The organism is Shewanella sp. SW1 (assembly GCF_025653545.1).
In the GTDB taxonomy this organism is placed as follows: domain Bacteria; phylum Pseudomonadota; class Gammaproteobacteria; order Enterobacterales; family Shewanellaceae; genus Shewanella; species Shewanella oncorhynchi.
In genome coordinates, this window is sequence record NZ_JAKKSG010000016.1 from 105,114 (window position 1) to 117,830 (window position 12,717).

The 12,717-nt window shown below is 41.2% G+C and carries 10 protein-coding genes and 1 pseudogene; 3 read left to right on the plus strand and 8 right to left on the minus strand.

Annotated elements, in window-relative coordinates; all coding sequences use genetic code 11:
* Positions 1-220: 220 nt before the first annotated feature.
* Positions 221-447 (minus strand): annotated as a pseudogene (locus L5M71_RS15320) (dolichol-phosphate mannosyltransferase); the annotation flags it as partial.
* 236 nt (positions 448-683) lie between these two features.
* On the opposite strand from L5M71_RS15320, the gene L5M71_RS15325 reads away from it, so the two are divergent.
* The gene (locus tag L5M71_RS15325) at positions 684-1,847 is read left to right on the plus strand and encodes a nucleotide sugar dehydrogenase (protein ID WP_263208551.1); all 1,164 of its coding nucleotides are present in this window, start codon (positions 684-686) and stop codon (positions 1,845-1,847) included.
* Between the two features lie 642 nt (positions 1,848-2,489).
* Here L5M71_RS15325 and L5M71_RS15330 read toward each other — a convergent pair.
* Complete coding sequence (locus L5M71_RS15330) at positions 2,490-3,992, minus strand: capsule assembly Wzi family protein (RefSeq protein WP_263208553.1); 1,503 nt, start codon at positions 3,990-3,992, stop codon at positions 2,490-2,492.
* Positions 3,993-4,082: 90 nt separating this feature from the next.
* Positions 4,083-4,574, minus strand: coding sequence for a pantetheine-phosphate adenylyltransferase (gene coaD / locus L5M71_RS15335; RefSeq protein ID WP_263208556.1), 492 nt, complete (start codon positions 4,572-4,574; stop codon positions 4,083-4,085).
* Between the two features lie 282 nt (positions 4,575-4,856).
* Here coaD and L5M71_RS15340 point away from each other — a divergent pair, with 282 nt between their 5' ends.
* Positions 4,857-5,930, plus strand: coding sequence for a glycosyltransferase (locus tag L5M71_RS15340; RefSeq protein ID WP_263176817.1), 1,074 nt, complete (start codon positions 4,857-4,859; stop codon positions 5,928-5,930).
* A 426-nt stretch (positions 5,931-6,356) separates the two neighbouring features.
* Here L5M71_RS15340 and L5M71_RS15345 read toward each other — a convergent pair whose 3' ends face one another.
* From L5M71_RS15345 to L5M71_RS15365, 5 genes are all read right to left on the minus strand, one after another.
* Positions 6,357-7,316, minus strand: coding sequence for a glycosyltransferase family 2 protein (locus tag L5M71_RS15345; protein ID WP_263176818.1), 960 nt, complete (start codon positions 7,314-7,316; stop codon positions 6,357-6,359).
* A 177-nt stretch (positions 7,317-7,493) separates the two neighbouring features.
* Positions 7,494-8,579, minus strand: coding sequence for a CDP-glycerol glycerophosphotransferase family protein (locus L5M71_RS15350; protein WP_411569115.1), 1,086 nt, complete (start codon positions 8,577-8,579; stop codon positions 7,494-7,496).
* A 24-nt stretch (positions 8,580-8,603) separates the two neighbouring features.
* On the minus strand, positions 8,604-9,689 hold the full coding sequence (locus L5M71_RS15355) for a glycosyltransferase (RefSeq protein WP_263208560.1): 1,086 nt from the start codon (positions 9,687-9,689) through the stop codon (positions 8,604-8,606).
* Positions 9,680-10,771, minus strand: a complete 1,092-nt coding sequence (locus L5M71_RS15360) for a glycosyltransferase family protein (protein WP_263208561.1) — start codon at positions 10,769-10,771, stop codon at positions 9,680-9,682. Before L5M71_RS15360 ends, L5M71_RS15355 begins: the two co-directional genes overlap by 10 nt.
* Positions 10,772-10,795: 24 nt before the next feature.
* Positions 10,796-11,845 carry a glycosyltransferase family 9 protein gene (locus L5M71_RS15365; RefSeq protein ID WP_263208563.1) on the minus strand — a complete coding sequence of 350 codons (1,050 nt, stop codon included), beginning with the start codon at positions 11,843-11,845 and terminating at the stop codon, positions 10,796-10,798.
* A 98-nt stretch (positions 11,846-11,943) separates the two neighbouring features.
* Between L5M71_RS15365 and L5M71_RS15370 the strand changes: the two genes are divergently transcribed.
* Positions 11,944-12,699 (plus strand): 3-deoxy-D-manno-octulosonic acid kinase, encoded by a 756-nt coding sequence (locus L5M71_RS15370; RefSeq protein WP_263208565.1) that lies wholly within the window; start codon positions 11,944-11,946, stop codon positions 12,697-12,699.
* The last annotated feature ends 18 nt before the right edge of the window (positions 12,700-12,717 follow it).

Here is a 12,717-nt window from a genome sequence, read left to right on the forward strand (position 1 = left end):
TTTTCAACTAGAGCCAAAGAACTAAAGCGCGCCACAATCATAGACGAGAACAAAATAAATCGCTCTTTAAACAGCTTTAACTCGGCACTCACAAATCACCTCCCTGTATGCTTGGAGTGCGTATTTCATCAAGCAAAGAGTACCCTATATGCTAATCCCCCCTGCCTAAGACAGAAAAGTCCACATTTTAACAAAGAAAAACTGTTTACGGGCATGCAAAAACACCCGTCGAAATGATAGTACTTTGCCCAGTGCTGTACTCATGGCGAATCGCCTTAGCATTATATTGTTTTTTCAACAGCGGTGAGTATGAGTTCACCAAAGGCATCATCTTGGCAGCTATCATCGACAACAAGGATTTCAAACTCAGTTAATTCTTCAAAGGTTTGACATATCTCTTTTATCGGTCAATATTTCATCTTTAACGGGGGTTGCAATAGAAATCAATTCGACGCATCACAACTTAATGATCACAAATACGGTATCACATAATTATTGCAAAATAAAAATTGGGATAAACGGAGATTATAACTTAAATAGAATGCTAACTTTGAATTGTAAGCTAATTACAAGAGAATAAATAACACTTGGTTTTTGAACCGTTGTTTTCACAGAATTAAGTCTTTTTCGATGAATTTATGTTATGTTATCTAGGCGTATATATATGACATCCGAGCCATATTATGAATATTGTTGTTGTTGGAATGGGCTATGTGGGCCTATCAAATGCCGTCCTATTGGCGCAGCAAAACCAAGTTACTGCAATTGATTTAGTTCCTGAACGCGTCAAACTAGTTAATGAACGTAAATCGACAGTTGTAGATGAATTAATCGAAGATTTTCTACAAAATAAGCCGCTTAATTTAACCGCCACAACAGAAAAAACAGCCTTTCAATCGGCTGACTTTGTGGTTATTGCGACCCCAACAGACTATGATCCCCAAACAAATTATTTTAATACCCATTCTGTAGAAAACGTCATTAGTGATGTACTTGCCGCCAATCCAGATACAACTATCATAATAAAATCAACTGTCCCAGTTGGTTATACAGCGGCTTTAAGGCAAAAGTTCAATAACGACAACATACTGTTTTCCCCTGAGTTTTTACGTGAGGGGAAAGCCTTATATGACAACCTTTATCCCTCGAGGATTATTGTAGGAGAACGCTCACACCGAGCCAAAGTTTTTGCCGAACTCTTAGCTGATGCTGCCATCAAGCAAGATATTCCTATTTTGCTGACAGATAGCACTGAAGCCGAAGCGATTAAGTTATTTGCTAATACATTTCTCGCCATGCGGGTCGCCTACTTTAACGAGCTCGATACCTATGCAGAGAGTCGAGGATTAAATACTCGACAGATTATTGAAGGCGTTAGCCTAGATCCACGTATTGGTGATTATTACAACAATCCTTCTTTTGGCTATGGCGGCTATTGCCTTCCGAAAGACACGAAGCAATTACTGGCAAATTATAATGATGTGCCAAACAACTTAATCAGTGCCATTGTTGATTCTAACACCACACGAAAAGACTTTATCGCCGATGCTATTATCCGTAAGCAACCCAAATGTGTTGGGATTCATCGTTTGATAATGAAGTCAGACTCAGACAATTTCCGTGCATCAGCCGTGCAAGGCGTGATGAAGCGCATTAAAGCAAAAGGTATAGAAGTTGTCGTATATGAGCCTGTACTAAAAGAAGATTTTTTTTTCAGATCTCGAGTTATTAGAGACTTAAATGAGTTTAAATCTCTGTGTGATGTGATCGTATCAAACCGTATGATCGATGAACTCAATGACGTTGCAGATAAAGTTTATACCCGCGATCTATTTCACCATGATTAGTAAGCTTTAATTAATCTGATAATCCAAGTTTTACATGAAATACTTAGTTACAAGTACAGTAGGTTTAATTGTAGCCAAAGTCGGGAGCACCTTTGCTCGGCCATCTCCTAATAGTCATTGATAATCTCAATGATTATTAGGAAGGCAATCTCAAATATGCTCGTTTAAATCCATTACAAACATTTAGATAATTTCCATTTTATTAAACTCGATCTCGCCTATAGAGAAGGTATTGCTATGCTTTTTTACAGCATGTATTCCAACATATTATTCATCTGGTACTTAAGCGAAGAGGAATTACTCACTCGACAGTTTAGCCTATACTGATAGTATATTAGTCGGGCATCTCACGATGTAGTCAGCATAAGATTGAGCATCTAGTGTATACCCCATATTCGTCTGTGTATGGGTTAGATCAAAAGATGCCTTAGACATTAACGTTAAGAAGTACTTACTGCAAATACCGTTGGGGGATATCCATTCAACATGGGCAGACTCAAGCAATCTCCTTCGCGCCATTAACTATACGAAGTCACGCAATTTGTGGACTGGTATCGCCAGTTCTATAACAAATAATTTTTCGCCCAAAAAGCCAAACAAAAAGGCCTGCAAGAATACAGGCCTTTGCTTTAATAATGAATATTAGAAGCGATACTCAAAACGGCTAAAGAGCGTGGCATTGGTATCATTTTCTTGAGCATCAAATTCCGATCTCGATACAGTTCCCCCCACATTTAACATACCTTGCCACAGTGGCATGCGGTATGAAAACTCAAACATCAACAAATCTTCCTTCGGTGGTTGCGGCGCCCAAATATTGCCCACATTTGAACCATCATTATTCAGCTGGGCGTAACGCAATAAAGAAGTAAAACCACGGCTGTTACTAAACTGACCCACAAGACCTGCGACATATACTTTAGCGTCACTATCATAAGTTGAGCCTAGGGCTCGATTATAATATCGAGAACCACTCAAGTAAGTTGAATGCTCATAAAAACAATTAAATTCATTAGGATCAAGACCGCATGCAACCACAGTATCGGTATATTCAAAAAATAACTTATATTGTTGATCTGTAAATTCAAAACGCGTATCAGCGCCAAATAAGTACGCGCAATCAGCTAAATCCCATGGATTAGATCCACTAGAATCTTCACAGGTTCGTTCAAGATAAAGCCCGACAGGCACCTTAAACCAAGTATCCGCATATCGGATATCAAACCCAGCTAATTGATTACCAATTTTAGTATTGGAGGCCGGATCGCATGTTGCACTTCCATCCGCACATTCAGTGCCACCAGTTATCGCTTTAAAAAAGCTTTTAACACCGCAATCCTGTCCTTCACCACAGAACTGTGTTGTCCAAGAAACGCCCATTTCAACCGATTTTATTGGCCTAATACTCGATCTAAAATTCCATAATGCTGCATTGGCAACAGCACGATTGTCTTCAAATAGACTAAAGCCGGCGGTTAAGGTCCAAGGACCGATCCAAGAGAACCACGGCGTTTCAAACGCTGCAGCATTATTACGACTTAGCATCACTGAAGGCATTGGCCTCGCGTTATTCGACTTATGCAACGAAGAGTCAAACCCTGGTCCCCACCACTGCTCAAGAGTCCCTGCCGTAATAATCCAGTTATCAATAATCATTGATACATAAGAGTTATCTAAACGAAATTGGTCTTCAGTAGCATCATAATTGGCGCTTCCAGAAGCTTTAAAGGCAAAACGTTCTCCAACGTATTCATGGGAAATATTTAATTCACCTTGCTCACGGTAGTCTGAACCAAAATGCTGAAACCGTGCGGCATCTGTACCGGCGGTTACTTTAACGCTGGTATTTCCACGATTTCCAATTGCGCTACTATAGTAAAAATTAACCCTTGCGAAAGACTGAACTAAACTTGGGCTCAGTTTTTCTGGCTCAACCTTCGCTAGATCAGCACCAATACCAGCCCACATTAAGGGGTAGGTATTCACAGGCACAGTGATCACACCCGCATCAGCAAGTGCTTGAATGTCAGCTCTAAGATAAATATCAGAGGCATCGACCCAAGGTGCAGCAGCAAGCATTGAAGAAAAAAACAGGCCAGAGGCAATGCTAGTAGCAAGGATCGTGGGGGAAAAAAAAGCCTTCATAACATCCTTTTAAGTATCATCACAAGGCAACAATGCCTCAAAGTTAACACAAAACTCCTACGTAAAAACTATCTAGTTCGCAGGTAAAATCTAAGGTTTAACCAACTTAAGCTTTGCCGCCAATGCAGCCGTTACTTCAGGGTGAACAAACTGGCTCACATTGCCACCATGCAAAGCGACTTCCTTTACTAAGGTTGAAGAGATAAATGAGTTTTCCTCGGCAGGCGTTAAAAATACGCTTTCCAGATCAGGGCTCAATCTGCGATTCATATTTGCTAATTGGAATTCATATTCAAAGTCGGATACCGCGCGTAACCCACGCACAAGTACACTGGCCTTTTGCTCCTTGGCAAAATCCACTAGCAACCCCGAAAACCCCACCACCTCGACATTATCCAAATGAGCAGTTACCCGATTGACCAATTCAACTCGCTCTTCAAGGGTGAATCTAGGCTGCTTGGAAGGATTAGCCGCAATGCCAATCACCACATGTTTAAACAGTTTAGCCGCACGCTCAATCAAGTCGGCATGTCCATTGGTGATAGGATCGAAAGTTCCAGGGTAAATTGCTCTAGTATGCACTTTGCTGACTCAACTCACATGGATGCCAAAAATCATTGCTCGCCAGTCTACTCGTTTTAGCCAAGCGAGTGAATAATCGCAGCAAAAACGGCTTTAAATACCGATAAAAAGCTTAAAAATAAGCAAGAACGCTATTGATTAAGCCCATGTAAAGGCACGAACAGGTATAATGTTGCACGAAATTAAAACCGACCACATACAATGTTGCTCCCCTATTTAACGATATACACTGAGCAGTGTTAGGTTTAAAAACGACGTTTGAAGACACGCAGAAGAGCATATATGAAGAAAATCGCGATTTTTTGCCATAACTTTTTCTCCAACGGCACAGTGAAAGTCGCTTTGTCGCAGGCAGAAGTGTTACAGGAAGCAGGACAAGATGTGCATTTGTTTGTGTTTCACAAGGAAGGCGATTTTATACCTCCGCAAAATGTGACCATTCATTATCTGTTTGAAGCGGGTCAAAAACCTTCGCTACAGGAGCAGATACAACAACTCAAAGCTAAAGTGAGCGCCGCCGAAAAAACGGGCAAGTTTTCACTCTTTCTAAGTAATTCAACTGACTGCGATGTTGTTGTTTCCGGCTGTCATTTCGATCCTTGCTACTACTTCTGTCATTGTGCGTTAAAACAAGAGTTATTGATGGAGTTAAAACGCGGTCCAGTACACTTCTGGCGCAGATGGAAAAAAGCCAAGGCCCTGATCGGCAAAAAAATCATCACAGTCTCAAATGGTATTGCCGACGAACTCAGAGCCACTTCTTGGTTAAAACCCCAGAGCGTGCAAACCATCTACAACCCTTTTCGCTTAGAAGAAATAAAAATTAAGACTCAAGAAGTTATCGCCGAAATTCCAAATGAGCCTTATATGATCCATGTGGGTAGAGTCACTCGTCAAAAGCGCCATGACATTCTCTTCAAAGCATTGAGGGATATGCCGACAGCACCTAAACTCGTGCTTCTCTGTAATCGACCAAATAAAGCGCGTAAATTAGCCAAAAAATACGGTGTTGAGCACCGAATTATCACACCCGGTTTTCAACATAATCCCTATGCTTGGATTGCCAACGCAGAATTAATGCTACTGAGCTCAGATTTTGAAGGCTTGCCAACGGTAGTCATTGAGTCATTGGCCTGTGGCACCCCCGTCGTAAGCACTGACTGCCCTCACGGCCCGAATGAAATCCTTACCGGACATTTAGCTAAATATTTGGTTCCCGTTCGCCAACCTGCATTGTTGGCACAAAAGGCTCTGGAATGTCTGGCATCGCCTCCATCGCTTGAAGACCTTGCTATTCTTAAAGCCGTAGATAGTCAAAGTATTGCTCTACAGTATATTAAATTGGGTAAGGATTAAACCAAACGATTACTTCCTAACGAACCTGAAATGCATATAAAAAGAGAACAAAAAGCCACGAACTTAACGTTTGTATAGGACTATGAATCGCGAAAAACTTTGGTATTAAAGGAATCGTAGTTGTGTGTAGTGGTATTGTGAATTTTAGGGGGGCATTACTTATACATTTCAGCCTAAAAATCACGTTATTAAAGTCATGAGACTAGAAAAACCAATACCAATGTAGACTTGAAGCTAACTAAATAACTGATCCTAATAGTACTACATTTTGCCAAAAACTTTGCAGTGTAAAGCGTTACCACAATCGGGTAGCAGAGCCTTATATTGCAATACTTAGATCACGATACAAACTCAATACTACTTGTAGAAACTGCATGAGTGCCGTGAACTACTATACGACAGCTATTAAGATTGATTTTATTGTAGCTAAACTGTTTTCATTAGCTTTTTATACGCTATGTACAGATAAATACGATGCCCACGCCATGTTAATAAACCTTTAGCATCTAGATCTCTTAACTCTTCAGCAAAAGCTTGTAACATAACAACTCTCTGGTCTTGATCTGCTTGCTTACACTTTTTAAATTGATTACTTAAAAGAGGCCGCAGTAAATTGTGTCTTATATGCTTTAATTCTTTGCTAATCATATTTTTTTTATAAGAGTTATAGATTGAATTTATTGCTATATGATAGTCTTTAATAAGTTTTAAAGTGGGCCTCTGCTGTGTTATTGACTCTTCAAACTTTGTATACAAATATAATTCAGCTGGAATGACTACCGTTTTTGGACGTTTTTCCATAATAGAAAAGCTGTATGAAATATCTTCATAATGCACTCCAGGAATAAAACGCTCATCTTCAACCAGCTCTTTCTTATAAAGTTTATTCCATACAACAGAACCTATTTTATTAGGCCGCTTATTCTTATGATATAATGGCTCATTCACTATAATCACATCTATTTTTTCAATATCAAATAATTTATCTGGCTTCTCAAAACCATCAGAGTAAACACTTTGCCATACGACTAAATCAGCTTGTTTTTTTTCAGCCCAAAAGAGAGCTATTTCTAATGTTTGCGGCTGTATGGCATCATCAGAATCGACAAAACATATATAATTACCTCTAGCAAAATCCAAACCAGTATTACGTGCAACAGACAAGCCTTGATTAACTTGGTTTATTACTTTTATCCTATTATCATTTTTTTCATACTCAGCTAAAATAACGCCACAATTATCTGGCGAACCATCATTGACACAAATAATCTCAAAATCACTATATGTTTGAGCTAACACACTATCCAAACACCTTGCCAAAAACCTCTCAACCTTATAGACAGGAATAATAATAGATATTATAGGTTGCATTTTTGTTACTGCCATTTTTATTTAACATCCTAATATACTTTTGTTTCAACGACAGACTAGACAATCAAATACTATAAAAATACCCCCCACATTTAGAATATCATATAATAACAGAAAATATTCTGTACTTATGATGAACATCGGAATTTGAGCTCAAAAATATCAACGTTAGAAAACACTGAATCCAAGTGTTTAGCTCAAGAACTTCCAATAACCTAGCTTGCGCCGCATCTTAAAATGGCGCAACAAGTTCAATGGTTTAGGTTTTAGCCAATCAGTGCCTTTATCAATCAAAGCATCTGTTGCGGCTAAAACTCGCTGGCTAGATTGACCATCGCCCATAGGGTGAATTTGATTGCAATAATCATGGATGTGCGCCATCAAATCATCAGGACGACTCAGTGCTCGCGTTAATGCAGATTCAATATCCTCAACCCGACTGATATCGATTAAATGATCTTTCGGTGACTGATTTTTAAAGGTCACCACTGGTTTTCGCTGCATTAAAAACATCAACAGAATCGATGAAGTGTCACACAACATCACATCCCCCGCCTGCAGCAAAGGGATCACATTATCAGTTTCAACAAACTGTAAATTCTCGTTTTCTAAAGCCTTGTACTGCTCAACAATTTTAGGGTTCATCTTTGGATGAAATTGCACGAGCCAGCGCCATTGGCTCTTTTGCGACAGGGCTTTAATCTGCTCAAATACCACAGGTGCGCAGGTCAAACTTGGGGAAAATGTTGAACAAAAGAGTACTACTGGCCTTGGGTCATCAGCTTTGATATAGGGATTATCTTTATTCTCAAGAAATAGGGGGTCGAGCGCAGGCCATCCCGTTTCAACTACAGTAAAAGTACCAAACTTTTTCTCTAGTTTCAGAAAGGGCAGAGTCGTCGCAGGGCCTTGGGTACAATACAAATCAAAACAATCTCTGATTTCGAAGTGATCTTCTCGGCCCTTATGATTCATTTTACCCGCATTAAATCCATGGAATACGCCCACTTTAACCCCAGGAATAAAACGAGGGACAACGTTCCCAGGGACGAATACCGCATCTGGTTTCCACGCTTTCACAGCATCGATGCTCTGCAAGCGCAGTTCATCGGTTTTTAAAAACTTAGGATCGACCTCATTTCCCTCTAAGAACCAGCTAACCTCATCACCTCTTTCCAAAATGACTTGTTGAAGTGGCCTTAACATCGCATAGGAATAGTTTTGCGCTATGTAAAATAAATAACGTCTTTTGGCTTGTTTGGCTTCTTCCACAAGCATGCTCCTAAAACACAAACGAATAAATTATTTTGCCAACGCTAAATATTGTTCGGCAATTAAGGTCGCATCGACTTTGGCCAAAATCTCAACCTGCTCGAGGGATGGTGGCAAGCTAACAACCTTGTCTATCATTTTAGCTAACGCTTTGGGATCACGACGCGGCACGAGATAAGGCACTAAATTCCCCGTTAAAATTTCACTGGGTCCATGTGGGCAATCAGTGCTCACAACAGGAGTCCCACAAGCTAAAGATTCAATCAAGACTGTCGGTAAACCTTCAAAATCAGAGCTGAGCACTAATGCCTTAGCCTGCTTAATCCATGGAAAAGGATTACTTTGAAAACCGGGAATAATTAATCGCTTTTCAATACCAAACTTTTTCGCTGCTTTTATCGCTTTTTTGTGGTTATGGCACAAGAGCACGACAGGAAGTTGATTTTGCGTGAGCTTGAGGGCTTCAAACAACACATCATGGCGCTTTTGCTTAGCAAAACGACCGACATGAATAAGATAATCTCCCTGAGGGATTTGCGGATTATCTTGCTGTGATTGAGATGTGATTTCGTTAAATTCAAATGGATTATAGATAGTTTGCATAGATGCTGGATGCAAACGACCTTTATCTTTAATCTCCTTTGCTATGCCATTTGAGACAGTAATCAAATGCTGGCCATTGAGCGATTTTTTGGATTTTAGCTTCTTGAAATAAGCAAACGGTCCCAGTTTAAATTGGCGGCTCAACTCTTCTTCTACAGAAGAATGGACTATGACATAAAGCGGTGAAACACCGGTTTTGGTCATCATCAAATTGGTTTTATCTAAGTTTGATAAAAACAAATCAAACTTGCCCACTTGAGATTCAATTTCCGCGATTTTTGCGCTGAGTTTGTTAACCGAAGCATTCAATCGCCCAAAATGGTCGAAATCTTTATCCTTAGGGGCAAAACATTGATGAATGGGTAAGTCCTCAGGGATTTCATAATAGCGATTATCTTCCATGACTAAAAAATGCGGCTCATGCCCTAAGCGAATAAATTGCTTGGCTAAGGTAATCATGACCTTTTCGGCTCCGCCACCCGCTAAACTATCAATGGCAATGGCTATTCGCATGATTTATCTCCTAAACGATCATATACATTGTCAATTTCACGAATTGCTACATTTAAACCATTCAAATCACTAGACTTACATTGCAACTCATACCCATCATTGTTCTCTACTTTTTTTATCAGCGCTTTAACCGCATCTTGTATTACTCTCGATTCAGCCGCACACGCCATAACTAACTTTTTTAATATGCAAGCAGCAATTCTACTAGACTGATCTTTTGAAATGGGTACTGCTAGTATTGCTTTATGCAGTGCAATAGCTTGCAAAAGCGTATCTCCGCCGCCCAATACTACAGCCTTAGAAGCAGCAAGAAGATTAATAAACTTTTGATTATCTAATTGCGATATCAAAATAATGCCTGTCAGATTAGGTAATGATTTCGGATAATTAGGCCCAAACACCATCACACTAGTAATACCAAATTCAATGAAACAATCGTGAGCAGCCTTAGCAAAAATATCAGCGGCTAGTTCACCATTCACCCTGTGACCACCAGAACCCGCATTGAATAATACAAACTCATTTTGCGTTAGCTGATATTGCGCTAATAATGCCGATTGGGTAATTGTATCTGGCTGGGTAAAGACAGGACCAATATTCAAAGGCTCAGGTCTATTCATTAGCTTCAGCTTAAGGCGATCTAACCAACTAATAGGGCCAATCACAAATTCTGGTTGCACAACCCAATGACAATCCGTCACTAAAGCGCGTCCAATTTTCATTCCACGGCTACGCTTACGCTTATGCTGACTAAGAAAGATTACCTTTGCACCGAGTTTATGGGCATGGACTAACTGCGATTTACGACCCGATGCGTCGAACAATACTATATCTGGCAGAAAATCTGACATGATTTGGTTAACCGCCTTGACTTGTTTAGTCGGCGTATCTTCGAGTAGCTCAGCAGGATAAGGGCATTGAGTCGCATAGGGAGCTTGTTGACTCAAAATAAACTTAATCTCGGCATTCGGCCAAGTTCTCTTCACCTCATCGGCAATGATCATTGAGCGCATATACTCACCTATGCCCTCAGCCGATGAGACTGGGATAAACAAGAACTTAGGGGCTTTTTGAGGAGCCATAATTAACCTTTAATCCAAATAAATTTATTCTGAAGCTTTAGTGTCATGCGCCACCAGCTCAAACTTCTCAATCACAGCTTCAACACTGATCAAAGACATCAAATGCTCGCCTTTAGCGCGAGTTCCCCACGTAATTTGTCCACTATGCTGCAACCTCATGGCCTCATCATAGGCACTCACCACATATTGCTGAGATAGATAAGGACCTGTGCGCCCAGGATTGGAATGGGCATATAAACCAATGACTGGCGTGCCTTGGGTCACCGCCATATGCGCAGGACCGGTATCTGGCGCTAACACTAAACTGGCGCGTTTTAGCAGTGCTAAGAGTTGAGTCAGACTGGTTTTGCCCACTAAATTATCGATTTTAGAAGGGCAAGCCTGCAAAATTTGCTCTGCTAAATCCTTCTCAAGCTGCGTTGGACCACCGCACAGCATGACTCTAAATCCTTTCGCAATCGCATGGCTCGCAACGGCGGCATAACGCTCGGGCAACCAGTTACGTTCTGCCTTACTGGCTGCAGCGCAAATGATAAAGACTTTTTCATTATCTTTAATCTGCGTCTGGGCAAATTCAGTATCCGCAATTGGCACAGGAATATGCCATTGAGGAGTGAGATCGTTAACGCCAATCGCCTTAGCGAATCCCATAAATCCTTCGAGCACATGGGGCTTGGCCAAGGGCTCCACCCTATGATTTGTCACTAGCCACTGACCTTCTTTGGCGCGGGCACGATCGAAGCCTATGCGCACCTTTGCCGAAATGGCTAATGAAGCGAAGGTAGCACGTAGCGCAACCTGCATATGCAGCAGCACGTCAAAACGTCGGCCTTTTAAGGCCTTACGCAAATTAAAATAGCTGCGCCATCCTTGAGATTTATCGAAAATAACAAACTCAATGCCGGGTAAATGCTTCAACAATTGATATTCGAGTTTACCGATCACCCATGTGATTTTGAGCTCGGGGTATTGCCGCTGAATCGCCTGCACCATTGCCACGGCATGACAGACGTCACCGATAGCGGATAAGCGCAGCAAACAAAGGGAATTCATGGTATTGGGATTTAAACTCATTGGGATTGAAGCTAAAAGCTCTTAAGGTTATTTGGCGCAAGCTAAGGATCTTAATGTAGAATGGCCCTAGGTGCCACGCTTAAGTCAACAAATCTCCCATGAATGCTCAGATACAGCTCATAAAAACCGCCCAAGGTCACATGGCAGTTTGCCAAAATACGCCAACAGATATCGATCCCGCGTGGTTCTCGGTGGATTTTTGGCGGGCTAAAAATGCTGTCGTCGGTTCATCAAAAGGCCGCTACACCACTTGGTTTGTGGCATTTGAGCGCAGTCATTGGGTATTGCGGCATTATTGGCGTGGCGGCTTAATGGAGAAATTCAGCAAAGACGCTTACGTTTATACTGGCCTCGAAAATACCCGCGCCATGGGTGAGTTACACTTATTAAACATTTTGTATCACGAAGATTTTGCCGTACCTAAGCCGATTGCCGCCAACATAGTACGCGATGGATTATTTTACCGCGCCGATATCATTATCGAACGGGTCGAAGGCGCCGAAGATTTAGTCGCTAAACTCGGCAAAGGGGTCATGAGCACAGAGCAATGGCAGGCGTTGGGAGCAACTATCGCCCAATTCCACCTGCGCGGTGTGTACCACGCCGATCTCAATGCCAAAAACATTCTGTTTCAGCCTGCGCAAACTGCACCCATAACGCCAGAGCGCTTTTATCTTATCGATTTCGACCGCGGTGAGTTAAAAATACCGAGCCCGCAATGGCAACAATCGAATCTAGACAGACTGTTACGCTCCTTTAATAAAGAACAAGGCAAACTGCCAAGTCTTGCCTTCACTGCCGATAACTGGTCATCACTGCTGCTGGGCTATCAAGCGGCGATGCAAAGCGCCTGAACCACTAAATAAATTATC